This window comes from Mesonia maritima, from assembly GCF_042433895.1.
GTDB classification, from domain to species: Bacteria; Bacteroidota; Bacteroidia; order Flavobacteriales; family Flavobacteriaceae; genus Mesonia; species Mesonia maritima.
This window is the reverse complement of sequence record NZ_JBHLUA010000005.1, coordinates 187,962-213,304: the sequence shown is the minus strand read 5'-3', so window position 1 is coordinate 213,304 and position 25,343 is coordinate 187,962. Positions and strand designations below refer to the sequence as shown.

Sequence of the window (25,343 nt, the reverse complement as noted above, 5' to 3'; positions counted from 1 at the left end):
TCTGCTGTTACCGTTCGACTTGCATGTGTTAGGCCTGCCGCTAGCGTTCATCCTGAGCCAGGATCAAACTCTTCATCGTTGTTTCATTATAATTTTACAATACTCTACAACAACTTTGGAATTTTCATACTTATTTCGAAAAATAAGCACGACTCAAAATTTTACTATTTAGCCTTAATCTAATTCTGTCAATTCAATATCTCAATGAACTTATCTAATCCAAATTTTCAATTCAGAAAATCTGTCTTTTCGTTAAAACAAAAGGAGTCGAACCTCTTAAACAATCCTCTCAAATCGTCCGCCGCCAGGCGCTTTACTTCAATACTTCCTTAGAACTCTAACCGCCTCTCTGCGATTGCGGGTGCAAATGTAATACTTATTTTTATTTCAACAAGCTTTTTGTTTTATTTTTTTAAAAGTTTTTTTTAACCCCTCTAAAACAAAAAATCACCCTTTCTATGAACTTCTACAACAACCGCTCAGCGCAATTGCGGGTGCAAATATACAACTTGTTTAAAGTTCTGTGCAAGCTTTTTTAAAGAAAATTTAAATAATCTTAAAGATAAAATTTAACCGATTTATAATCAAATAAATAAGAGTTTAATTTTTTATTAAAAAATGAAAATGATTTTATTTTTATACTTTTAGATAAAAAACATGAATTATCCTTGGCATCTTTACTTAATGGGATTAATGTATATTGTAGCTGGTTTTTTTCACTTTATTAAACCGAAAGCTTATATGAGAATTATACCCCGCTACCTTCCATCTCATAAATTGCTAGTATATATTAGTGGAATTATAGAAATAGTATTAGGAATTGCAGTTTGCTTTAAACTCACAAAAAATATAGCCATAATTGGGTTAACATTTATGTTACTCGTTTTCCTTTTAGTTCATATTTATATGTTAAGTTCAGAAAAAGCAGGATTGAATCTTCCAAAATGGCTTTTGTGGTTTCGGCTATTGCTTCAATTTGTTTTAATTTGGTGGGCGCTTTTCTATTTACAATATTAATTTATGAGTGATTTATTTGCGAGAAAAATAGAAATGGAATATGCTGAAGTTTTTCATTATCCTGAATTTTTCAGTAAAAAGGAAGCTGATAATTATTTTAAAAACCTTCAGAAAAATATTCCGTGGCAACAAGATACTATTAAAGTTTTTGGAAAAACACATTTACAACCACGCTTAACCGCATTTTTTGCTTCAAATAATTTAAACTACTCCTATTCTAATATCACGATGAAACCTCATCATTTTTCAGAAAAACTAAAAGAGATAAAACATAAAATTGAAACTGAAACTCAACATTATTTCACAAGTTGTTTGGCCAATCTTTACCGTGACGGAAAAGACAGCAATGGTTGGCATGCCGATGATGAAAAAGAATTAGGTAAAAATCCGGTGATTGCTTCGGTTAGTTTTGGCACAGAACGTGTTTTTAAATTCAGAAAAAAAGAAGATCATAAAATTCAGCATAAAATGATTTTAGAGCACGGAAGTCTTTTAATTATGAAAGGCGAAACCCAGCATTTTTGGCAACACCAAATTCCTAAAACTCAAAAAAAGATCGGCGAAAGAATAAATTTAACTTTTCGAAATATTATATGAGCACAAAAAATTTCACTCCACGAGAATTAGATAGAATTATAGAAATGGCTTGGGAAGATAGGACTCCTTTTGAAGCGATTGAATTTCAATTCGGAACTTCAGAAAAAGAAGTCATTAAAATTATGCAAACGCAATTGAAACCTTCCAGTTTTAAAATGTGGCGAAAACGCGTTCAAGGAAGAGCAACTAAACATGTAAAATTGCGAAAAAATGTTAGCGGAACCTTTAAATCTTCGCGACAAAAACATATTTCTCAAAATAAAATCGCTAAACGTTAAATACTAATTTTTCAAAATTTCGGATAACTACAAAAATTAAAATATGCGTACTACTTTCTTAATCATAATTACGTTCGTTTTTTCATCGTTACTGAATGCGCAAGAAAATTTTATTGCGAATGATTTACGCGTTAACAAATTTGTAGAAGGAACGTTGCTAAAGCCAAAAAATACTGAAAATCCACCTTTGGTTATTTTTATAAACGAATCTGGACCTACTAATAGAGACGGAAACCAATTGTTGACCAAAAATAATTCCATTAAAAAACTTGCCGAAGCTTTAGCTGAAAATAATATCGCTAGTTTTCGGTATGACAAACGCACACTAAAAATTTCAGAATTAAATATAAAAGAGCGTGAATTACGTTTCGATCAATTTATAGACGATGCAAAAAGCGTTATCGATTATTTTAAAAAGAAAAATAGTTTTGCTGAAATAATTATCGCAGGTCACGAGCAAGGTTCATTAATAGGAATGATCGCAGCCAAAGGAAATGTAGATAAATTTATTAGCATTGCCGGAGCAGCTAACCCAATAGACGAACAACTTTTAGCACAAATTAAATTGCAAGCGCCCGGTTTGTATAATGATGCTGAAAAAGCTTTTTCAGATTTAAAAAAACACGGAAGAACTCGCAATTACAACAACGCTTTACGTTCAATTTTTAGACCAGACGCGCAAGCTTTTATGGCAAGTTGGATGAACTATAATCCTTCTGAAGAAATAAAAAAACTAAACATTCCTATTTTATTAATTCACGGAAGCGAAGATTTACAAGTGAATCCAGAAGCCATTAAAGAATTAGAAAAAGCTTCGCCTTCAGCAAAAGGAAACTTGATTAAAAATATGAATCATGTTTTTAGAATAATTGAAGAAAATGACGATTTAACCAATCAAAAAACCTACAATCAACCTAACCTTCCTATTGCTGAAGAATTAGTTTCTGCTATCACTTCTTTTATAAAAAGCTAGCGATCCTTTCATTATTTCTATATTTGCCATTCAAACAAAGAAATGAAATGGATTACAAAATCGTATTCTCAGATATAGATGGCACATTGCTAAATAAAGAAAGAGAATTATCTCCGGAAACAATTCAAGCCATAAAAAAATATAAAGATGAAATTCCCTTTGTATTAATTTCCGCTCGAATGCCTTCAGCGATGTTTCACTTACAGAAACAATTAGGAATTGAAAATCAACCCATAATTTGCTACAACGGCGGTTATGTGTTAGTCGATAATTCTATTATTAGTTCTACGGCAATCGATGTTTCTACTATAAAAAATATAGCCGATTTCAATCAGCAAACAAAAGTACATTTAAGCCTTTATCACGCCGATGAATGGCACGTTCCAGAATACGACTATTGGGCAAAACGCGAAGAAAACAACACAAAAGTCACTCCAAGCGTTACAAAAGTGAATAAAGTAATAGACGATTGGAACAAACGCGAACTCGGAGCGCACAAAATAATGTGCATGGGCGAAGAAAATGATGTGGAAAAAATGTATAATCATTTGCAAGAAAACTACGGAAACGATTTGCATTTATACCGCTCAAAATCTACTTACATTGAAATCGCGAATAAAAATATCTCTAAGCTCACCGCGATAAATCATTTATTAGAAAACCACTTTAATTTATCGTTAGAAGAAAGTATTGCTTTTGGTGATAATTATAATGATGTTGAAATGATAAATGGCGTAGGAATGGGAATTGCCGTTGGAAATGCGCGCGACGAAGTAAAAGAAGTTGCCAACAAAATTACCGATAAAAGTATTGAAAACGGAGTCGCAAAAAGTCTTCACCAAATATTTAACGCTTAAAATTTTATGGAAAACTCTCCTTATTTCAGCAACGATGCAATTGTATTTGGACTGCTAATGATTTTATTAGCCTTTGTATTTTATACTTCATCCATAAAAAAAGGCTTCTGGAAAAAGTTTTACAAATTCGTTCCCGCTTTATTAATGTGTTATTTACTTCCTGCGATTTTAAATTCCACCGGAATAATTAGCACCGAAAATTCGCAACTTTATTTTGTAGCTAGCCGATATCTTTTACCAGCTTCTTTAGTTTTAATGACATTGAGCATCGATTTAAAAGCGATTTTTAATTTAGGTCCCAAAGCGCTTATTATGTTTTTTACCGGAACGGTTGGTATTGTTATCGGCGGTCCGTTAGCCATTTTAATAATTTCTGTTTTCTCACCGGAAACTGTTGGCGGCGCTGGACCCGATGCTACGTGGCGCGGTTTGGCAACACTCGCCGGAAGTTGGATTGGCGGTGGTGCAAACCAAGCGGCAATGCTTGAAATTTTTAAATACAACCCTGAAAAATACGGCGGAATGGTTTTCGTAGATATTGTTGTTGCCAATATTTGGATGGCAATAATTCTACTCGGTATCGGAAGAACAAAAGCTATCGATAAGTGGCTGAAAGCCGATTCTTCAGCGATCACGAAATTGAAAAATAAAGTATCTGATTATACTGAAAGTATTTCCAAAAAACCTTCTTTAGCCGATTATATGATAATGCTGGGAATCGGTTTAGGCGCAACTGGGATTGCTCATTGGGGAGCCGATGGAATTTCAGCTTTTTTAACCTCTAATTTTGAAGTTTTTAATGATAAATCTTCCGCGTTAACTTCATTTACTTCCACATTTTTCTGGATGATAAGTATTGCTACTTTTATCGGGATTTTACTTTCTTTCACCAAAGCCAGACAATATGAAGGTGCCGGAGCGAGTAAAATAGGAAGTGTTTTTATTTACATTCTCGTAGCTACAATTGGTATGAAAATGGATTTAACGATGATTTTCGATAATCCCGGCTTAATTGCAATTGGTTTAGTTTGGATGTCCATTCACGCCGGTTTACTTATTTTGGTAGCAAAATTAATTAAAGCACCTTATTTTTTCTTAGCCGTGGGAAGTCAAGCCAATGTGGGCGGCGCTGCTTCTGCTCCTGTTGTAGCTTCAGCATTTCATCCATCGCTTACTACCGTTGGTGTTTTATTAGCGGTTTTAGGTTACGTTGTTGGGACTTGGTCTGCTTACGCTTGCGCAATTTTAATGGAAATTGCTTCGGCGAGTTAGTTTAATTTATCTGAAAAAGTTTCATCTTTGCATCCTTATTTTATTTCTATGAAAAAGATCCTATTTATAATTTCTATTTTTTGTCTTATTTCCTGCGGAAAAGACGCAAATTTTACCTTAACCGGAAAAGTTGATGGTTTAAAAAAAGGAACGCTTTACCTGCAACGTTTAAATGATACGATTGTTGAAGATATCGATTCTATTGAAATTAATGGTGATAGCGATTATGAACTTCAGGCAAAATTAAAAGAACCTGAACTTCTTTTTTTATATCTCGATAAAGTTGATGGACAGAAAAATGATGATATTATTGAATTTTTTGCGGAAGAAGGAGAAATGGAAATTAATACTTCTTTGAAAAATTTCACCACAGGTGCGAAAATTACCGGTTCTAAAAATCAAGAAAAGTTCGATGAATATAATGCGATTATGAAAAAGTTCAATAATCAACATTTAGATCTTATCAAAGAAAATTTTGAAGCGCAAAAAGAAAATAATGAAGAAGAGGTTTTAATCACAAACAAAAAGTATGAAAGCCTTTTACGAAGAAAATATTTGTACACCGTAAATTTTGCGATTACTAATAAAGATTTAGAGGTTGCTCCTTTTTTAGCTATTTCAGAAGTTTTTGATGCGAACATAAAATATTTAGATACTATTTATAATTCGCTTAATAAAGATGTAAGAAAATCACGCTACGGGAAACAATTAAAAGATCTTTTAAAAGAACGTAAAAAATTAGAAAAACTTGATAAAAAAGTTGAAAAGCAAAAGAAATAAGTTTGCTTAAAAAGTTGATTGCTACTAAAAAAGGCTTGCTAAAATTAGCAAGCCTTTTATTTTATCAGATTATTGTTAGAATCTTAAAGCGTATTCAACTTTTCAATTAAACCTGTTGCTTTTTGCTCTAATTCTCTATTGAGTTGCTGAAGGTGTTTTCCTCTATTTTCTTGAGAACGATCATTTATTTTTACAATCATTTCATCATAAGTTGCTACTGCTTCATCTACAATTTCATCAATCGTTTTAGGGTCAGCTTTTGGATTTGCCATTTGGTGAATGTAAGCGGCTTCAATAATATCGCCCATTACATAGTTTAAATCTCTTTTTAAATGCTTAATGCTTGCCATAGTTTTACTAAAAATTATTCGGCAAAATTACACTAAATTTCAGTATAAAAAGGGAAAATCTAAACTTTTAATTAATTAACTCAGGTAACGCCACGAGCTATGAGGTATTCTAAGGAAAACCTCTTCATTTTGAAAGCAAACTTCTAAATAATAAACGCTTTGGCGATGCATATAAATTAAAATCAGCAAATTACTCTGCTTGCAATTCTTTTACCTTTTGAAGGGCTTTTTCCATATGGTCTGAAGAACTTAAATTATGAAATTTAAATTGAATAATTCCTTTTTTATCAACCACAAACGTATCGCGACCAGGAATTATTCCTAATAAATGACCTTTAACGCCAAATTTTTGCCGGATATCTTCGGTGGGATCTGAAAGAAAAGTAAAAGGTAAATTGTATTTCTCGCTAAATTTCTGGTGCGATTCTACCGAATCTGAACTTATCCCAATTACTTCTGCTCCCAGTTTTTGAAACTCTTTATAATGATCTCTAAAACTACAGGCTTCTTTGGTACAACCGGGTGTGAAATTTTTAGGATAGAAATAAATCACTAAAATATTCTCACCAACTTTTTTATCAGATTTAAATAAATTTCCGTGGTGATCGGTTAAGGTAAAATTCGGTATTCTATCTCCAACTTTTAATTCCATAAATTATCCGCTATAAGTTACAAAATTTCTAGGCGTTTCATATAAAGTTACTTGTAAGTCCAAATCTAAAGCCAATTTTTTTCGTAATTTTTCCCAAATAACCACAGAAATATTTTCAGCAGTCGGGTTTAGATTTTTAAAATCTTCAACTTCAATATTTAAATTTTTATGATCAAAAGCTGTTTCAATTTCTTCAGCAATTAATTCTTTTAAATATTTCATATCGATTACAAACCCGGTTTCAGGATTAATTTCTCCCGTAACTGAAACAATTAATTCGTAATTATGGCCGTGATAATGAGGATTACTGCATTTCCCAAATACTTCTTCATTTTTTTCATCACTCCAATCTTTTCTATGCAAACGGTGTGCCGCATTAAAATGAGCTTTTCTATTTACCGTAACTTTTTTGCTCATTTACGAAATGGTTTGGTAATGTTTATCGAAAATTATTTTAAACCAAGCGGTATATTTTTCAGGATGTTCTACTAAATCTTTTTTCACCAATTCAGGATGCATCCATTTCCAATCGGCAACTTCATCAGGGTTAATAGCTGGTTTTCCATTATAATTTCCTACCAAAATATAATCGAATTCATGTTCGCTTAAGCCATTTTCAAAAGGAGCTTTATAAATAAAAGAAATCGTTTCTTCCAAATCGGTGGTAAAACCCATTTCTTCCATTAAGCGTCTTTTTCCTGCTTCAATATTAGTTTCATTTTCGCGTTGGTGACTGCAACAGGTATTTGTCCATAAACCTGGCGAATGATATTTTCCTAAAGCGCGTTGCTGAAGCATCATTTCCCCCTTTTCATTATATACAAAAACCGAAAATGCACGATGAAGAAGCGCTTTTTCATGCGCTTCAATTTTTTCCATTAAGCCAATTTGCTCATCGTTTTCATTAACCAGAATAACTTTTTCTTCCATAGAACTCAAAAGTACAAAAAAGGGAGACATTTCATAGAAATATGACAAAACCATCTTATAAATTTTCTAAACAGACTTCAACTTGAAAACTTTGAACAAGCTCTTAAAAAGAATACATTTGCAAAATGAAATTGAAAGACGAAATAAATAAAAGAAGAACCTTCGGTATTGTTTCTCACCCAGATGCCGGAAAAACAACGTTAACAGAAAAGTTATTACTTTTTGGAGGTGCCATTCAAGAAGCCGGTGCTGTAAAATCTAACAAAGTAAAAAAAGGAGCCACAAGTGACTTTATGGAAATTGAGCGCCAACGTGGAATTTCGGTAGCAACTTCTGTTCTTGCTTTTGAATATAAAGACATTAAAATAAATATTCTCGATACGCCGGGACACAAAGATTTTGCTGAAGATACGTTTAGAACATTAACCGCGGTAGATAGCGTAATTGTTGTGATTGATGTTGCCAAAGGTGTTGAGGAACAAACTGAAAAATTAGTAGAGGTTTGTAGAATGCGAAACATCCCGATGATTGTTTTTATCAATAAATTAGATCGAGAAGGAAAAGATGCGTTCGATTTATTAGATGAAATTGAACAAAAATTGAATCTTACCGTAACGCCTTTAAGTTATCCTATTGGAATGGGTTACGATTTCAAAGGAATTTACAATATTTGGGAACAAAATGTAAATCTTTTTACCGGCGATCCACGTAAAGATATTGAAGATACCGTTGAAATTTCAGATTTAAATACGCCAGAATTAGATGAATTAATCGGTTCAGATTCAGCAAACGATTTACGGGAAGAATTAGAATTAGCTCAAGGCGTGTATCCTAAATTCGATCAGCAAGCGTATAAAGAAGGTAGACTACAACCAGTATTTTTTGGTTCTGCATTAAATAATTTCGGTGTTCGTGAATTGTTAGATTGTTTTATCAGCATCGCTCCTGCTCCACTTCCAAAAGAAAGTGAAGAACGAACCGTAAAACCTACTGAAGAAAAGTTCACTGGTTTTGTGTTTAAAATTCACGCGAATATGGATCCAAAACACCGTGACCGTTTAGCGTTCGTAAAAATTGTTTCAGGTAAATTTGAAAGAAATGTACCTTATTTACATGTTCGTCACAATAAAAAATTGAGATTTAGCAGTCCGAATGCTTTTTTCGCTGAAAAGAAAGAAATTGTAGATGTTTCTTACCCAGGCGACATTGTTGGTTTGCACGACACCGGAAACTTTAAAATTGGTGATACCTTAACGGAAGGAGAAGAAATTCATTACCGTGGGATTCCTAACTTCTCACCCGAGCATTTTAGATATATTAATAATGCTGACCCGATGAAATCTAAACAATTGGAAAAAGGAATCGACCAATTAATGGATGAAGGTGTTGCACAATTATTCCGACTGGAATTAAATAACCGAAAAATAATCGGAACCGTTGGTGCTCTACAATACGAAGTAATTCAATACCGATTAGAACACGAATATGGCGCAAAATGTACGTATGAAAATTTAAATGTTCATAAAGCCTGCTGGATAGAACCTGAAGATGAAAAAAGTGATGGATTTCAAGATTTTAAACGGGTAAAAGCAAAATTTTTGGCAAAAGATAAACGAGGACAATTAGTATTTTTAGCTGATTCACAATTCTCATTACAAATGACGCAACAGAAATATAAAACTATTAAATTTCATTTTACTTCGGAATTTTAACAATATTACTTTTACAAATAAAAAATCCGAAGTTTTTGCTTCGGATTTATTTTTGGAGAATTTATTTTACAATAATTTGCTTCGTCTCAAACCCCTTTTCGGTTTCTAATCTAACTAAATAAACTCCATTTAAATTTATTACTCTATATTCGTTTTTTTCAGTAGGCATAAATTCTCTTACGAGTTTTCCCTGTAAATTATAAATGGAAATAGCTTTTAAAAATAAATTAGAGTCATTTTTTATGGTGAAATAATCTTTTACAGGATTTGGATATAAAGCTATAGCAAATTTATTAGATTTTTTTAAACTCAATTGTTGATTGTTGTAAACTGCGAAATCCCCATTGTTAAGCATTAAAATTAAGCTTTGAGAACCATTTGAATTATTGGTTATTGTATAAGCTATTGGTGTATTGATATGGTTTGTAAAAAAAGAAAAATAATTCTGTTCAAAATTCTGGTTCTCTTCTTTATTACATTCTATTAAAGTTTGATTCCATTCTTCCATTAGAAATTCGTTATTACCCACATATTGAATTTCTTCAAAAGAATCTAATACATTGCAAACCTGTGTATATAATATATCACCATTAAACCACAAATTTATTTCATCTAACGCAGAATCTGCATTATCATCTTGCGGAATAGAAATATTATTATTAGAAATTGTAAGTTCTTCTAAATGCCAAGTACTTTCCGCTAAACCTTGCTGTTGTGCAGAAGCAAAAAAACAAACGGAAAATAGAAATAAGGGAATTAAATTTTTCAAAATATTTTTTAAAATATGTCTAAATAATTATGTTAAAATACATAAAAAAATCCGAAGCTAAAAACTTCGGATTTTTTTTATGAATACTTTTAATAATTATGCTTGACCGGTAGGTCCAAAATTTAAGGGCATATTGGGTTTATCGTAATCTTTAATTTCACCATGCGCTTGTTCAAATTTATAAATATTTCCACCTAAAGCTTTTAGCAAACGCTTTGCATGCTGTGGCGTTAAAATAATTCTAGATTTAACTTTGCTTTTTGGCGCGCCCGGCATAATATTTACAAAATCCACTACAAACTCTGAAGCAGAATGATTAATGATGGCAAGGTTACTATATTCGCCCTGCGCAGTTGCTTCATCTAATTCAATATTAAGTTGCTTTTGTTTTGACTTTTTATTTTTTTCTTCACTCATAAAAATAAGTTTTATACGTAATATAGAAAAAAACGCCGTGATTTTCATCACAGCGTTTTAAATATTTAGTTATAATTTACTTCTTGTTTTTCTTCCATCATTTCTTCGAATTCTTCTTTAGAACCTACGATAATATCATCGTATTCACGCATTCCCGTTCCTGCCGGAATTTTATGACCTACAATTACATTTTCTTTAAGTCCTTCTAGCGTATCAACTTTTCCGCTAACCGCCGCTTCATTAAGCACTTTGGTAGTTTCCTGGAAGGAAGCCGCAGAAATAAATGATTTGGTTTGAAGTGAAGCTCTCGTTATACCTTGTAAAATTGGTGTCGCTGTAGCTGGTTGAGCATCTCTTGCTGTTGCAAGCGCTTTATCTTCTCTACGTAAGATTGAATTTTCATCTCTCAACTCACGGGCAGTTACAATTTTACCAGGTTTTAAGTTTTCACTATTGCCAGCATCTTCGATTACTTTCATTCCGAAAATATCATCATTTTCTTCGATGAAATCTGATTTATGAACCAATTGATTTTCTAAGAAAATAGTATCTCCCGGATCTTGAATTTTAACTTTACGCATCATTTGTCTTACAACAACTTCAAAATGCTTGTCGTTAATTTTCACCCCTTGTAATCGATATACTTCCTGAACTTCATTTACTAAATACTGTTGAACCGCACTTGGCCCTTTAATATTCAAGATATCTTCTGGCGTAATTGATCCGTCAGAAAGTGGCATTCCTGCACGAACATAATCGTTTTCTTGAACTAAGATTTGGTTTGAAAGTTTTACTAAATACTTCTTAACCTCACCTAATTTAGATTCTACGATGATTTCGCGGTTACCACGTTTAATTTTTCCGAAAGAAACAACTCCATCAATTTCACTTACTACAGCTGGATTTGAAGGATTACGTGCTTCGAATAATTCGGTTACACGAGGAAGACCTCCGGTAATATCTCCGGCTTTAGATGATTTACGAGGAATTTTTACTAAAATCTTACCGATCTTAATTTTCTCACTATCGTCTACCATTAAGTGAGCTCCAACAGGTAAGTTATACGAACGAATTACTTCGTCACCTTTACCCATAATTAATAATGTTGGAATCTTTTTCTTATTTCTTGATTCAGAAATTACTTTCTCTTGGAAACCGGTTTGTTCATCAGTTTCAACTTGATAAGTAACTCCTTGTTCAATATTTTCGAATTTAATTTTTCCTGCAAATTCAGAAATAATTACTCCGTTATAAGGATCCCACTGACAAACTGTTGTTCCTTCTTTTATTTTATCACCAGGTTTCACAAATAATTGCGCTCCGTAAGGAATTACATTATTACTTAATACAATTCCAGTTTTTGGATCAACTATTTTAATTTCAGATGTTCTTGAAATTACGATTTCTGCTTCGTTCCCTTCAGCATTTTCACCTTTTACAGTTTTTAAATCGTCGATTTCAGCAACACCATCAAACTTGGCCACAACTTTATTTTCTTCTGAAATGTTTCCGGCAATACCACCTACGTGGAACGTACGAAGTGTAAGCTGTGTTCCTGGCTCACCAATAGATTGAGCGGCAACAACTCCTACTGCTTCTCCTCGCTGAACTGTTTTCCCAGTGGCAAGGTTTCTACCGTAACATTTTACACAAATTCCTTTTTTAGCTTCACAGGTTAATGCTGAACGAACTTCTACAGCATCTAAAGCAGAGTTTTCAACTTTAGAAACGATTTTTTCATCAATTTCATCTCCCGCTTCCGCAAAAACTTCTTGTGAAATTGGATCGATAATATCGTTTAACGCCGTTCTACCTAAGATACGTTCTCCTAACGATTCAACTTCTTCTTCATTTTTCTTTAAGGCTTTAATTTCGATACCTCGTAATGTTCCACAATCTTCTTCACCTACAATTACATCTTGAGAAACATCTACTAGACGACGTGTTAAATAACCAGCATCGGCAGTTTTTAATGCGGTATCGGCAAGACCTTTACGCGCACCGTGAGTTGAAATAAAGTATTCAAGAATTGAAAGTCCTTCTTTAAAGTTAGAAAGAATTGGGTTTTCAATAATTTCTCCACCTCCAGAATTCGATTTTTTAGGTTTCGCCATTAATCCACGCATACCGGTTAACTGACGAATTTGTTCTTTCGAACCACGCGCTCCGGAATCAAGCATCATATAAACCGAGTTGAATCCTTGCTGATCTTCTCGAATTCGCTTCATCGCTAATTCGGTAAGGTTAGCATTAGTAGCTGTCCAAATATCAATTACCTGATTGTAACGCTCGTTGTTGGTAATAAGACCCATATTATAATTGGCCATAATACCTTCAACTTGTTCGTTAGCTTCATCGATCATTTCGTATTTCTCTTTAGGAATGATAATATCTCCTAGTGAGAATGAAAGACCACCTCTAAAGGCAAAACCATATCCTAAACTTTTAATTTTATCTAGGAATTCACCTGTTTCTGGTACGCTGGTTACTTTTAAGATTCTACCAATAATATCTCTTAAAGTTTTCTTTGTTAAAACCTCATTTATATAACCTGCTTGTTCTGGAACTTCTTCGTTGAATAGAACTCTACCAACCGTAGTTTCGATAATTTGAGTTACTAATTCACCCTTATCATTGAAATCTTTCGCACGTACTTTAATCATCGCGTTTAAGTCAACACGTTTTTCGTTGTACGCAATATTTACTTCTTCAAAAGAATAGAACGTTAAACCTTCACCCTTCATTGGTTTTTCCGGAGTAGATTTTCTCATCTTGGTCATATAATATAAACCAAGTACCATATCTTGAGAAGGTACTGTTACCGGAGAACCGTTAGCGGGATTTAGAATATTATGAGAAGCCAGCATTAATAACTGTGCTTCTAAAATAGCTTCAGGACCTAAAGGTAAGTGAACCGCCATTTGGTCACCATCGAAATCGGCGTTAAATGCAGTACAAACCAATGGGTGTAACTGAATTGCTTTCCCTTCGATTAATTTAGGTTGAAAAGCTTGAATTCCTAAACGGTGAAGCGTTGGAGCACGGTTTAGTAATACAGGATGTCCTTTTAAAACATTTTCTAAAATATCCCAAACTACCGGCTCTTTTTTATCGATTATTTTCTTTGCAGATTTAACCGTTTTCACAATTCCTCTTTCAATTAATTTTCTAATTACAAAAGGCTTGTAAAGTTCCGCAGCCATATTTTTTGGAAGACCACATTCATATAATTTCATTTCCGGTCCTACAACAATTACTGAACGCGCTGAATAATCTACACGTTTACCCAATAAGTTCTGACGGAAACGTCCTTGTTTTCCTTTTAAGGAATCTGAAAGTGATTTTAACGGACGGTTAGAATCTGTTTTTACTGCTGAAGATTTTCTGGTATTATCAAATAATGAATCTACCGACTCTTGAAGCATACGTTTTTCGTTACGTAAAATTACTTCAGGAGCTTTAATCTCCATTAATCTTTTAAGACGGTTGTTACGAATAATTACACGTCTGTAAAGATCATTTAAATCTGAAGTCGCAAAACGACCGCCATCTAATGGGACTAATGGACGTAATTCTGGTGGAATTACCGGAACTACTTTCATAATCATCCACGATGGCTTATTTTCTTTATCTTTGTTAGCATCACGGAAAGCTTCAACAACTTGTAAACGTTTTAGCGCTTCAGTTTTACGTTGTTTTGAAGTTTCGTTATTTGCTTTATGTCTTAATTCATAAGAAAGTTCATCTAAATCTAAACGATTTAAGATTTCAATTAGACATTCAGCTCCCATTTTAGCGATAAACTTATTTGGGTCTGAATCTTCTAAGTACATATTTTCCTGCGGAAGACTATCTAGAACGTTTAAATATTCTTCTTCAGTTAAGAAATCCATTTTCTTTAATGGCTCTCCTTCTTCATTTTTTGCTATACCTGCTTGGATTACTACGTAACGTTCGTAGTAAATAATCATATCTAGTTTCTTAGAAGGTATTCCTAATAAATATCCAATTTTATTTGGAAGAGAACGGAAATACCAAATATGTGCAACAGGAACCACTAAATTGATGTGACCTACACGATCTCTACGCACTTTCTTTTCGGTTACTTCTACTCCACAACGATCACATACAATTCCTTTATATCGAATTCTTTTATATTTACCGCAAGCACATTCGTAGTCTTTTACAGGACCAAAAATACGTTCACAAAACAGTCCGTCGCGTTCTGGTTTATGAGTACGGTAATTAATAGTTTCAGGCTTTAATACCTCTCCTCTCGATTCAGCCAATATCGATTCTGGGGAAGCTAAGCCTATAGAGATTTTATTAAATCTCTTTTGTGTATTCTTATCATTATTTCTTGCCATAATAAATGGTACTAAAGAATTATTCTAAAATTTAGCGATAACTTTTTATCTCCGGCTATAGCTATACAGCCGGAGATAAAGTTATTACTCTTCAAGTTTTATGTCTAATCCAAGACCTTTCAATTCGTGCATTAACACGTTAAAAGATTCTGGTAAGCCAGGTTCTGGCATTGGTTCACCTTTTACGATAGATTCGTAAGTTTTTGCTCTACCGATTACATCATCGGACTTAACAGTTAAGATTTCACGAAGTGTAGCAGAAGCTCCATAAGCCTCAAGTGCCCAAACTTCCATCTCACCAAATCGCTGACCTCCGAACTGAGCTTTACCTCCTAAAGGTTGTTGGGTAATTAATGAATAAGGACCAATAGAACGCGCGTGCATTTTATCTTCAATCATGTGTCCTAGCTTCAACATATAAATTACACCAACTGTTGCAGGTTGATCGAATTGATCTCCAGTTCCACCGTCATATAAATAAGTATGACCGTATCTTGGAATTCCAGCTTCATCAGTTAAATCATTAATTTGGTCGATTGTTGCTCCATCAAAAATTGGAGTCGCATACTTTTTACCAAGTTTTTGACCTGCCCAACCTAATACGGTTTCGTAAATCTGACCAATGTTCATACGTGATGGTACACCTAGTGGATTTAATACGATATCTACAGGAGTTCCATCTTCTAAGAATGGCATATCTTCTTGACGAACAATACGAGCAACAATACCCTTGTTACCGTGACGTCCTGCCATTTTATCTCCAACTTTAAGTTTACGTTTTTTAGCAATGTAAACTTTTGCAAGTTTGATGATTCCTGAAGGAAGTTCATCTCCAACTGTAATGGTGAATTTCTCTCTTCTTAAATTACCTTGAAGATCGTTTTCCTTAATTTTATAATTATGAATTAAATCTGCAACTAATGAATTTAGATGATCATCTGTTGTCCACGTGCCTTGCGTAAGGTGTGTATAATCATCAACAGAATTTAACATTTTTAAAGTGTACTTTTTACCTTTTGGTAAAACATCTTCACCTAAATCATTCTTAACACCTTGAGCCGTTTTACCACCAATAATCGCAAAAAGTTTATCGATTAATTCCGTTTTTAAAGCTTCAAACTTTACACGGTAACTATCTTCTAGTTTTGCGATTTCTTCTTTATCTTGCGCGCGTTTACGCTTATCTTTTACTGCTCTGGCAAAAAGTTTTTTGTTAATTACAACACCTTCTAACGATGGTGAAGCTTTTAAAGAAGCATCTTTTACATCTCCAGCTTTATCACCGAAAATTGCACGAAGTAATTTTTCTTCTGGTGTTGGATCAGATTCTCCTTTAGGTGTAATCTTACCAATTAAAATATCACCTGGTTTTACTTCAGCTCCAATTCTAATCATTCCGTGTTCGTCAAGATCTTTTGTAGCATCTTCAGAAACATTCGGAATATCATTAGTCAATTCTTCGTTACCTAATTTGGTATCTCTAACTTCTAATGAATATTCGTCGATATGAATAGAGGTGAAAATATCTTCACGTACAACTTTTTCAGAAATTACAATCGCATCCTCAAAGTTATACCCTTTCCAAGGCATAAACGCAACTTTCATATTACGACCTAAAGCTAACTCTCCAGCTTCGGTTGCATAACCTTGACAAAGAACCTGTCCTTTTTTAACGCGATCTCCTACTCTCACAATCGGTTTTAAGTTAACAGAAGTACCTTGGTTGGTTTTTCTGAACTTAATAAGATCATAAGTTTTAGAATCTGAATCGAAACTTACCATTCTTTCTTCCTCGGTACGATCGTACTTAATGGTAATTTGTCTTGCATCTACATATTCTACTGTTCCGTCTCCTTCAGCATTCATCAATACACGAGAATCAGAAGCAACTTGACGCTCTAGACCTGTTCCAACAATTGGAGAATCAACACGTAACAAAGGTACTGCCTGACGCATCATGTTTGATCCCATCAACGCACGGTTCGCATCATCATGTTCTAAGAACGGAATTAATGAAGCCGAAATTGAAGAAATTTGGTTTGGTGCTACATCGGTAAAATGAACCTCTTTAGGATCTACAACCGGGAAGTCACCTTCCATTCTTGCAATAACTTTATCGGTATCAATTGTCCCATCATCTTTAGAAGGAATATTCGCTTGAGCGATTAACTTTCCTTCTTCTTCTTCAGCAGAGAAATAAACCGGTTCGTTTTCTAAATCTAATTTTCCGTTTTCAACTTTACGGTAAGGCGTTTCAATAAAGCCCATTCCGTTTACCTTCGCATATACCGAAAGAGAAGAAATTAAACCAATGTTTGGTCCCTCTGGTGTTTCAATAGGACAAAGTCTTCCATAGTGAGTATAGTGAACATCACGAACTTCGAATCCTGCTCTTTCTCTAGATAAACCTCCAGGTCCTAATGCAGAAAGACGACGTTTGTGCGTGATTTCCGCTAGCGGGTTGGTTTGATCCATAAATTGAGATAACTGGTTGGTACCAAAAAACGAATTAATTACGGAAGAAAGTGTCTTCGCGTTAATCAAATCGATTGGAGTAAATACCTCGTTATCTCTTACATTCATTCGTTCACGAATAGTTCTCGCCATACGTGCAAGACCTACACCAAATTGCTGAGATAATTGCTCTCCTACTGTTCTAACACGACGGTTAGAAAGGTGATCAATATCATCAATCTCCGCTTTTGAGTTAATTAACTCAATTAAATATTTTATAATGGTAATAATATCTTCTTTGGTAAGCACTTGCTTATCCATTTCGATATTAAGACCAAGTTTTTTATTCATACGGTAACGACCAACTTCACCTAAATTATAACGTTGATCTGAGAAGAATAATTTATCGATAATTCCTCTTGCTGTTTCCTCATCTGGCGGCTCAGCGTTACGTAACTGTCTGTAAATATGCTCTACAGCTTCTTTTTCTGAATTGGTTGGATCTTTTTGCAATGTATTGTGAATAATTGCATAATCTCCTGTAGAGTTATCCTCTTTATGAAGAAGAATTGTTTTCGTTCCGGTTTCTAAAATTTCTTCGATGTGATCTTTTTCTAATTCAGTATCACGATCAAGAACGATTTCATTACGTTCAATAGAAACCACTTCTCCGGTATCTTCATCTACAAAATCTTCATACCACGTATTAAGAACACGAGCAGCAAGCTTACGTCCTAATACTTTTTTAAGACCGGATTTTGAAACTTTAACCTCTTCAGCAAGGTCAAATATTTCAAGAATATCTTTATCTCTTTCAAATCCAATTGCACGGAAAAGTGTAGTTACCGGCAATTTTTTCTTACGATCGATATAGGCGTACATTACACTATTGATATCGGTCGCAAATTCAATCCAAGATCCTTTAAAAGGAATTACTCGGGCTGAATATAATTTTGTTCCATTAGCATGGAACGACTGTCCAAAGAAAACTCCTGGTGAACGGTGCAACTGCGAAACCACTACTCGTTCTGCTCCATTTATACAAAAAGTTCCACTTGGCGTCATATAAGGAATAGTACCCAAGTAAACATCCTGCACGATAGTTTCAAAATCTTCGTGTTCAGGATCTGTACAATAAAGCTTAAGTCTTGCTTTAAGCGGTACGCTATAGGTTAATCCTCGTTCAATACATTCTTGAATTGAGTAGCGTGGAGGATCAACAAAATAATCTAAAAACTCTAATACGAATTGGTTACGGGTGTCCGTAATTGGGAAATTTTCTTTGAAGGTATTATAAAGTCCTTCATTTCCCCTTTCTTCTGATTTGGTTTCTAATTGAAAGAAATCCTGAAATGATTTTATCTGGATATCGAGAAAATCCGGATAATCAGGTCTGTTCTTTACAGAAGAGAAATTCAATCTTTCAGTTTGCGTTTCTAACATCTATGGACGGAATTTGAGGTTTTCAAAACACTGAAAAACCAGGGTTCTGAAAGCATAATTAACTTATATAAAATGTGTGTAAATACACGTTGCGCATAAATACGCAAAATGGTTTAGACCTTCAGGAGTACTTCCTGAGGTCTAAACCTAAATAATATTGCTTGGTAAGCTTACTTAAGCTCAACCTCAGCTCCTGCTTCTTCTAACTGTGATTTAAGTGCTTCAGCTTCGTCTTTTGCAACTCCTTCTTTAACTGGTTTTGGAGCTCCGTCTACTAATTCTTTAGCATCTTTAAGTCCTAGACCTGTAAGTTCTTTAACAAGTTTTACAACTGCTAATTTAGAACCACCTGGAGCTTTAAGAATTACGTCGAATTCTGTTTGCTCTTCAGCTTCTTCACCTCCACCGGCAGCAGCGCCACCAGCAACAGCTACTGCAGCAGCTGCAGGCTCTATACCATATTCTTCTTTTAAAATATCAGCTAACTCATTAACTTCTTTTACTGTTAAGTTAACTAATTGTTCTGCGAAATCTTTTAAATCTGCCATTTTCTATCGTTTTAAAATGTGTAATTTAATTTATAATTGTTAAAAAGTGCGTACGTAATTTATGCTTCTTTTTCAGAAAGCGTTTTTAAGATACCTGAAAGTTTACTTCCACCAGACTTAAGTGCTGAAATAACATTTTTAGTTGGTGATTGAAGTAATCCAATAATATCTCCGATAACCTCTTCTTTAGATTTGATGTTAGATAATGCTTCTAAATAATCATCTCCAACATAAATAGCTTCATCTATAAAAGCTCCTTTAAGAAGTGGTTTTTCGTTTTTCTTTCTAAACTCTTTAATTACTTTAGCTGGCGCATTACCAGTTTCAGCAATCATAATAGAGGTATTGCCTTTTAAAGTTGATGGTAACTCACCGAAATCTTTTTCGGCTGCTTCCATCGCTTTTGCTAACAAAGTATTTTTAACTACCGATAACTTCACATTAGCTTTGAAACAAGCTCTACGTAAATTAGAAGTTGTTCCTGCATCTAAACCAGAAATATCTGCTAAATAAATCGTTGAAGTGTCAGCTAACTGGGCAGTTAAATCTTTTATTACTTGTGATTTTTCTTCTCTTGTCATAATAACTTAATTATTGCTCAGTAAACTTTTTAGTGTCAATTGCCACACTCGGGCTCATGGTACTAGACATATGAATGCTCTTTATGTAAATACCTTTTGCAGCCTGAGGCTTCAACTTTACTAGCGTAGTTAATAATTCTCTTGCGTTACCTGCGATTTTCTCTGCGTCGAATGATGCTTTACCAATTGCCGCGTGTACAATTCCGGTTTTATCAACTTTAAAGTCAATTTTACCAGCTTTTACATCAGAAACAGCTTTAGAAATATCCATTGTTACTGTTCCTGTTTTTGGGTTAGGCATTAAACCTCTAGGTCCTAAAATTCTACCTAATGGTCCTAATTTACCCATTACGCTTGGCATGGTAATAATTACATCTACATCTGTCCAACCTCCTTTAATTTTTTCGAGGTACTCATCTAATCCTACGTAATCTGCTCCTGCATCTTTAGCTTCTTGTTCTTTATCTGGAGTTACAAGTGCTAATACCTTTACATCTTTACCTGTTCCGTGTGGTAATGTAACTACACCTCTAACCATTTGGTTAGCTTTACGCGGGTCTACATTTAAACGAACTGCTAAATCTACGGAAGGATCAAAATTTACGTTAGATATATCTTTTACTAAAGCAGAAGCTTCTGCAACGGTATATAATTTAGAATTATCTACTTTTGCTTGCACTTCCTTTTGCTTTTTTGTCAACTTTGCCATTCTTAATTTCTTTTTGGATTAAAACGGTGCATCACCTTTGATAGTTACTCCCATTGAACGAGCTGTACCTGCAACCATTTTCATAGCTGATTCTACAGTAAATGCATTTAAGTCTTGCATTTTATCTTCGGCGATAGCTCTTACTTGATCCCAAGAAACACTAGCTATTTTCTTACGGTTAGGTTCACCTGATCCCTTCTTAGTTTTAGCTGCTTCTAATATTTGAACGGCCGCGGGTGGAGTTTTTATAACAAAGTCGAAAGACTTATCTTTATAAACTGTAATCACAACCGGCAATACTTTTCCTGCCTTATCTTGAGTACGACCATTGAATTGCTTACAGAATTCCATGATATTTACTCCGGCAGCACCTAAAGCAGGTCCAACTGGTGGTGAAGGATTAGCCGCACCTCCGCGTACTTGTAGTTTTACAACCTTACTTACTTCTTTTGCCATTTTTTAATTTTTAATTTGAATTATTTTTAAAAGTGGAAGCATTAAGAATAATTCTAATTATATAAGCGTAACAACTTAAACTTTCTCTACTTGCATGTAACTAAGCTCTAACGGTGTTTTTCTTCCGAAAATCTTAACCATTACCTCAAGCTTACGTTTCTCTTCATTTACTTTTTCTACAGTACCATTAAAACCATTAAAAGGACCATCGATCACTTTTATCGTTTCACCTACCGTATAAGGAATAGCAACATTATCAGTCTTCACAGACAACTCATCAACTTTCCCTAGCATTCTGTTAACTTCAGATTTCCTTAAGGGAACAGGATCTCCTCCTTTTGTTTCACCAAGAAATCCAATTACTCCATTTATTCCTTTTATGATGTGAGGAATTTCTCCTCCTAAATTCGCCTTTACCATAACGTAACCTGGAAAATAAACACGTTCTTTATTTATTTTTTTCCCGTTACGAATTTGAATAACTTTCTCTGTAGGAACTAATATATCTTCTACATAATCTTCAAGACCCTGATGAGCTATTTCTTTCTCAATATAGTCTTTGATTTTATTTTCCTGACCGCTAACAGAGCGGACTACATACCATTTTTTCAATTTATCTTCAGCCATTGCAATTAAGTTTTAGGATTTTACCCAGATGAAGTATTCTTCGACTAACTCACCGAAAACCGTGTCTACTCCCCAAATTGCTAAAGAAAAAATAATTGAAAACACAAGAACTAAAACCGATAATCTTTGCGCTTCAGCAAATGAAGGCCAAGTTACGTGGTTTTTTAATTCATCGTATGATTGTGATATATAATTTACAATTCCTGCCATCGTTATTCTGTATTTGCACGGGTTGAGAGGCTCGAACTCCCGACACCTGGTTTTGGAGACCAGTGCTCTACCAACTGAGCTAAACCCGTAGATACAAGTCAAGGTATTCCGTTCTCACGGAACACCTTAACTTTGGTATATTAATTGACTATTTTTTTAGTCTAAAATTTCAGTAACCTGTCCAGCACCTACTGTTCTACCTCCTTCACGAATCGCGAAACGTAAACCTACATTCATCGCAATTGTTTGGATAAGCTCTACAGTAATTGTTAAGTTATCACCTGGCATTACCATTTCTACTCCATCAGGAAGATTAATCGTACCTGTTACATCAGTAGTACGTACGTAAAACTGGGGGCGGTAGTTATTATGGAATGGTGTGTGACGACCACCTTCTTCTTTTTTCAAGATATAAACCTCTGCTTTAAATTTAGCGTGAGGAGTTACAGAACCTGGCTTACAGATAACCATACCTCTTGAAATTTGAGATTTCTCAATACCTCTTAACAAGATACCAACGTTATCTCCAGCTTCACCTCTATCAAGAATCTTACGGAACATCTCAACCCCTGTAATTGTAGAGGTTAATTTCTCAGCTCCCATTCCGATAATTTCTACAGGATCTCCAGTATTAGCTACACCAGTTTCAATACGACCAGTTGCAACTGTACCACGTCCAGTAATTGAGAATACATCTTCGATAGGCATTAAGAATTCCTTATCAACATCACGTTGAGGCAATTCAATCCACTCATCTACTGCTTCCATAAGATCTAAAACAGTTTTAGACCATTTTTCTTCACCTTCTAAAGCACCTAAAGCTGACCCAGAAATTACAGGAGCATTATCTCCATCATACTCGTAGAAAGAAAGTAAATCTCTAACTTCCATTTCAACAAGCTCTAATAATTCCTCATCATCTACTAAGTCTACTTTATTCAAGAAAGTAACAATTCTAGGAATACCTACCTGACGACCTAATAAGATATGCTCACGAGTTTGTGGCATTGGACCATCTGTAGCCGCAACTACAAGAATAGCACCGTCCATCTGAGCAGCACCAGTAACCATATTCTTCACATAATCGGCGTGACCTGGACAGTCAACGTGCGCATAGTGACGATTTGCAGTTTGGTATTCTACGTGAGAAGAGTTAATTGTAATACCTCTTTCTTTTTCTTCCGGAGCATTATCAATTTGATCAAATGCACTAGCTTCTGAATATCCAGCATCAGCCATTACTTTTGTAATTGCTGCTGTTAAAGTCGTTTTTCCGTGATCTACGTGTCCAATCGTACCAATATTCAAGTGCGGTTTGGAACGATCATAAGTTTCCTTTGCCATAATTAATACTTATTTAATCTTAGTTATATATTAGTGTTCAATTTTATTCAATACAAAAAACCTAAAGCTCAAGAGAGCCAGGTTTTTAAACTATCTGCAACGAAATCACTCCTTCAAAATAGAGCCAACGACGAGATTTGAACTCGTGACCTCTTCCTTACCAAGGAAACGCTCTACCCCTGAGCTACGTCGGCGTAAAACTCTTAAACTCTCTAAAGAATTTAAAGAGCGGGAGACCGGGTTCGAACCGGCGACATTCAGCTTGGAAGGCTGACGCTCTACCAACTGAGCTACTCCCGCATTACCTGGAATTATATTCCGTAAATTAATGAATCACCGCGCTAATGCTCAGCGACCTTAAAGCGTTAACTTTAATACAATTTCTATTTAAGAAATTATTGTGGGGAGAGCAGGATTCGAACCTGCGAAGTCTAAAGACAACAGATTTACAGTCTGTCCTCGTTGGCCGCTTGAGTATCTCCCCAAATTTGATTATTCATCAATCAAATCAAAATTTCATAGAACAGAGCCGATGGAGGGACTCGAACCCACGACCTGCTGATTACAAATCAGCTGCTCTAGCCAGCTGAGCTACATCGGCTTTTTAGTTCAACTTTTCACTAAAAAAAGCCCGTTATCGATAACGGACTGCAAATATAAGACTGTTTATTATTTCTACAAAACTTTTTTATTTTTTTTTCAAAAAAAGTTTTCTAAGCGTAGGCTCTTATCTTCTCTTTTCGCTTTTGAAGCTGTCTAAGAAGTGTGTTAACTCCCTCATCTACACCTTCTTCAAATTTTTTATTCGTTTTTTTAACTACTAATTCATTTCCTGGAACACTTATTAAAATTTCTGTTATTTTATTTTCCGGCTCATTGGTATTCTCCAATTTTAGGAATACATCAGCATAAATAATCTTATCGAAACGGTTTTCAAGCTTATTCAATTTTTGCTCTACAAAATTGATTAATTTTTGGTCTGCATTGAAATTTACGGATTGAACAGTTACTTTCATAAAATTTAGTGTTTAGTTAATATTCAGGTTAAGGTTAATTTTTATTCCGCGGGTGTGAATTTTTATATACTTTACTTAAAGCTGCCATGCTATTATGTGTGTACACTTGCGTGGAAGCTAAACTAGCGTGACCTAACAACACTTTTACATCATTTAAATTTGCTCCTTCATCAAGCAGATGCGTCGCAAAGGTGTGTCTAATAATATGTGGACTCCTTTTTGTTTTAGTTGAAACCTTACTAAAATAATTTGTTATGGTTCGGTAAACAAGCGTCTCATATATTTTAGAACCTTTGCTGGTTATTAATAAGAACGTTTCATCTTCAATTTTATTGAGTTCATTTCGCTTTTTTATATATTTTTTTAGGGTTTCAATTACAAAAGGAAGTAAGGGAAGAATTCTTTCTTTGTTTCTTTTTCCTAAAATTTTTACAGTCTCTTGAGCAATGGAAATATTCTGGAGTTTTATATTTATTAATTCTGCACGTCGCATCCCCGTTGTATAAAGCAACTCGATGATAAGTTTATCACGTAAGGCTTCAAAATTATCTTCATTTAATAAGGCTAAACCTTCTTCTAACTCTTTTTGAGAAAACGGAACTTGAATTTTCTTTTCGGTTTTTAATGCTTTGTGTTTTGCTAAAGGTGTTTGTTCAATTTGATGCGTTCTCAGCAAAAATTTATAATATGCTTTTAAGGAAGATATCTTTCGATTTATACTTCGGCTATTAATTCCTTTTTCAGATAAGTGAATAACCCAAGAACGGATAATAGAATAATTTACTGTGGTTAAATCTTGAACTTCAAAATTAGCTTGAACAAATTTAGCAAAATTTTCGAGGTCTTTTTGATAGGCGAGAATGGTATGTTCGGAATATTTTTTTTCGAACCGAAGGTATTCTATGAATTGAGAAAATGGCATAAAAAAACTGTTGACTAACAAAGTTACTAAACTTTATCAATCAACAGTTATCTATTTCTCAA

Annotated in this window: 25 protein-coding genes, 5 tRNA genes and 1 rRNA gene; 8 read left to right on the top strand and 23 right to left on the bottom strand. The window is 34.3% G+C overall.

The genetic code is table 11. From position 1 onward, the window contains the following. Positions 1–79: ribosomal RNA gene (locus ACFFGL_RS04405) — 16S ribosomal RNA — on the bottom strand; the annotation flags it as partial. 578 nt (positions 80–657) lie between these two features. On the opposite strand from ACFFGL_RS04405, the gene ACFFGL_RS04400 reads away from it, so the two are divergent. From ACFFGL_RS04400 to ACFFGL_RS04370, 7 genes are read left to right on the top strand one after another with little or no spacing between them, the layout of a single operon-like run. Next, on the top strand, positions 658–1,017 hold the full coding sequence (locus ACFFGL_RS04400) for a DoxX family protein (protein WP_309728260.1): 360 nt from the start codon (positions 658–660) through the stop codon (positions 1,015–1,017). Between the two features lie 3 nt (positions 1,018–1,020). Beyond that, the gene (locus ACFFGL_RS04395; protein ID WP_309728262.1) at positions 1,021–1,614 is read left to right on the top strand and encodes an alpha-ketoglutarate-dependent dioxygenase AlkB family protein; all 594 of its coding nucleotides are present in this window, start codon (positions 1,021–1,023) and stop codon (positions 1,612–1,614) included. Beyond that, positions 1,611–1,892 (top strand): TIGR03643 family protein, encoded by a 282-nt coding sequence (locus ACFFGL_RS04390; RefSeq protein ID WP_309728264.1) that lies wholly within the window; start codon positions 1,611–1,613, stop codon positions 1,890–1,892. Before ACFFGL_RS04395 ends, ACFFGL_RS04390 begins: the two co-directional genes overlap by 4 nt. 43 nt (positions 1,893–1,935) lie before the next feature. After that, positions 1,936–2,865 carry an alpha/beta hydrolase family protein gene (locus tag ACFFGL_RS04385; protein ID WP_309728266.1) on the top strand — a complete coding sequence of 310 codons (930 nt, stop codon included), beginning with the start codon at positions 1,936–1,938 and terminating at the stop codon, positions 2,863–2,865. Positions 2,866–2,912: 47 nt separating this feature from the next. Then, entirely contained in the window at positions 2,913–3,722 is an 810-nt protein-coding gene (locus ACFFGL_RS04380; protein ID WP_309728268.1) for a Cof-type HAD-IIB family hydrolase, read from the top strand. Positions 3,723–3,728: 6 nt separating this feature from the next. Then, complete coding sequence (locus tag ACFFGL_RS04375; RefSeq protein ID WP_309728270.1) at positions 3,729–4,994, top strand: DUF819 family protein; 1,266 nt, start codon at positions 3,729–3,731, stop codon at positions 4,992–4,994. Between the two features lie 48 nt (positions 4,995–5,042). After that, positions 5,043–5,774 carry a DUF4369 domain-containing protein gene (locus tag ACFFGL_RS04370; protein WP_309728272.1) on the top strand — a complete coding sequence of 244 codons (732 nt, stop codon included), beginning with the start codon at positions 5,043–5,045 and terminating at the stop codon, positions 5,772–5,774. Between the two features lie 83 nt (positions 5,775–5,857). On the opposite strand, the gene ACFFGL_RS04365 is transcribed toward ACFFGL_RS04370, so the two are convergent. The 4 genes from ACFFGL_RS04365 to idi form a co-directional block, all read right to left on the bottom strand. Continuing rightward, positions 5,858–6,124, bottom strand: a complete 267-nt coding sequence (locus ACFFGL_RS04365; protein ID WP_309728274.1) for a hypothetical protein — start codon at positions 6,122–6,124, stop codon at positions 5,858–5,860. 190 nt (positions 6,125–6,314) lie between these two features. Then, a complete protein-coding gene (locus ACFFGL_RS04360; protein ID WP_309728276.1) occupies positions 6,315–6,776 on the bottom strand; it encodes a peroxiredoxin in 462 nt (153 codons plus the stop codon). 3 nt (positions 6,777–6,779) lie between these two features. After that, positions 6,780–7,193: a 6-pyruvoyl trahydropterin synthase family protein gene (locus ACFFGL_RS04355; protein WP_309728277.1), complete on the bottom strand. Its 414-nt coding sequence runs from the start codon at positions 7,191–7,193 to the stop codon at positions 6,780–6,782. Next, a complete protein-coding gene (gene idi / locus ACFFGL_RS04350) occupies positions 7,194–7,760 on the bottom strand; it encodes an isopentenyl-diphosphate Delta-isomerase (RefSeq protein ID WP_309728279.1) in 567 nt (188 codons plus the stop codon). A gap of 71 nt (positions 7,761–7,831) precedes the next feature. Between idi and ACFFGL_RS04345 the strand changes: the two genes are divergently transcribed. Beyond that, positions 7,832–9,418 carry a peptide chain release factor 3 gene (locus ACFFGL_RS04345; RefSeq protein WP_309728281.1) on the top strand — a complete coding sequence of 529 codons (1,587 nt, stop codon included), beginning with the start codon at positions 7,832–7,834 and terminating at the stop codon, positions 9,416–9,418. Positions 9,419–9,479: 61 nt separating this feature from the next. On the opposite strand, the gene ACFFGL_RS04340 is transcribed toward ACFFGL_RS04345, so the two are convergent. From ACFFGL_RS04340 to ACFFGL_RS04255, 18 genes are all read right to left on the bottom strand, one after another. After that, positions 9,480–10,187, bottom strand: coding sequence for a T9SS type A sorting domain-containing protein (locus tag ACFFGL_RS04340; RefSeq protein WP_309728283.1), 708 nt, complete (start codon positions 10,185–10,187; stop codon positions 9,480–9,482). Between the two features lie 96 nt (positions 10,188–10,283). Next, positions 10,284–10,604, bottom strand: a complete 321-nt coding sequence (locus ACFFGL_RS04335; RefSeq protein ID WP_309728284.1) for a DUF3467 domain-containing protein — start codon at positions 10,602–10,604, stop codon at positions 10,284–10,286. Positions 10,605–10,669: 65 nt separating this feature from the next. Then, a complete protein-coding gene (gene rpoC / locus ACFFGL_RS04330) occupies positions 10,670–14,971 on the bottom strand; it encodes a DNA-directed RNA polymerase subunit beta' (RefSeq protein WP_309728286.1) in 4,302 nt (1,433 codons plus the stop codon). An 84-nt stretch (positions 14,972–15,055) separates the two neighbouring features. Continuing rightward, entirely contained in the window at positions 15,056–18,868 is a 3,813-nt protein-coding gene (rpoB, locus tag ACFFGL_RS04325) for a DNA-directed RNA polymerase subunit beta (protein ID WP_309728288.1), read from the bottom strand. A 170-nt stretch (positions 18,869–19,038) separates the two neighbouring features. Further along, complete coding sequence (gene rplL, locus ACFFGL_RS04320; RefSeq protein WP_309728290.1) at positions 19,039–19,416, bottom strand: 50S ribosomal protein L7/L12; 378 nt, start codon at positions 19,414–19,416, stop codon at positions 19,039–19,041. Positions 19,417–19,475: 59 nt separating this feature from the next. Continuing rightward, complete coding sequence (gene rplJ, locus ACFFGL_RS04315; protein WP_309728291.1) at positions 19,476–19,997, bottom strand: 50S ribosomal protein L10; 522 nt, start codon at positions 19,995–19,997, stop codon at positions 19,476–19,478. 10 nt (positions 19,998–20,007) lie between these two features. Further along, positions 20,008–20,706 carry a 50S ribosomal protein L1 gene (gene rplA, locus ACFFGL_RS04310; RefSeq protein ID WP_309728293.1) on the bottom strand — a complete coding sequence of 233 codons (699 nt, stop codon included), beginning with the start codon at positions 20,704–20,706 and terminating at the stop codon, positions 20,008–20,010. A gap of 18 nt (positions 20,707–20,724) precedes the next feature. Beyond that, positions 20,725–21,162, bottom strand: coding sequence for a 50S ribosomal protein L11 (gene rplK / locus ACFFGL_RS04305; RefSeq protein ID WP_309728294.1), 438 nt, complete (start codon positions 21,160–21,162; stop codon positions 20,725–20,727). A gap of 75 nt (positions 21,163–21,237) precedes the next feature. After that, complete coding sequence (gene nusG, locus ACFFGL_RS04300; RefSeq protein WP_309728296.1) at positions 21,238–21,789, bottom strand: transcription termination/antitermination protein NusG; 552 nt, start codon at positions 21,787–21,789, stop codon at positions 21,238–21,240. 12 nt (positions 21,790–21,801) lie between these two features. Continuing rightward, the gene (gene secE / locus ACFFGL_RS04295; RefSeq protein WP_309728298.1) at positions 21,802–21,999 is read right to left on the bottom strand and encodes a preprotein translocase subunit SecE; all 198 of its coding nucleotides are present in this window, start codon (positions 21,997–21,999) and stop codon (positions 21,802–21,804) included. Between the two features lie 16 nt (positions 22,000–22,015). Continuing rightward, positions 22,016–22,088: transfer RNA gene (locus ACFFGL_RS04290), tRNA-Trp, on the bottom strand. 67 nt (positions 22,089–22,155) lie between these two features. After that, the gene (tuf, locus tag ACFFGL_RS04285) at positions 22,156–23,343 is read right to left on the bottom strand and encodes an elongation factor Tu (RefSeq protein ID WP_309728300.1); all 1,188 of its coding nucleotides are present in this window, start codon (positions 23,341–23,343) and stop codon (positions 22,156–22,158) included. Positions 23,344–23,465: 122 nt separating this feature from the next. Next, positions 23,466–23,537, bottom strand: a tRNA-Thr gene (locus ACFFGL_RS04280). A 33-nt stretch (positions 23,538–23,570) separates the two neighbouring features. Further along, positions 23,571–23,643, bottom strand: a tRNA-Gly gene (locus ACFFGL_RS04275). A gap of 101 nt (positions 23,644–23,744) precedes the next feature. Then, positions 23,745–23,827: transfer RNA gene (locus ACFFGL_RS04270), tRNA-Tyr, on the bottom strand. Positions 23,828–23,870: 43 nt separating this feature from the next. Next, a tRNA-Thr gene (locus ACFFGL_RS04265) sits at positions 23,871–23,944 on the bottom strand. A gap of 112 nt (positions 23,945–24,056) precedes the next feature. Further along, complete coding sequence (gene hpf, locus ACFFGL_RS04260) at positions 24,057–24,359, bottom strand: ribosome hibernation-promoting factor, HPF/YfiA family (RefSeq protein WP_309728302.1); 303 nt, start codon at positions 24,357–24,359, stop codon at positions 24,057–24,059. Between the two features lie 34 nt (positions 24,360–24,393). Then, positions 24,394–25,281, bottom strand: a complete 888-nt coding sequence (locus ACFFGL_RS04255; RefSeq protein WP_309728304.1) for a tyrosine-type recombinase/integrase — start codon at positions 25,279–25,281, stop codon at positions 24,394–24,396. Positions 25,282–25,343 lie beyond the last annotated feature (62 nt).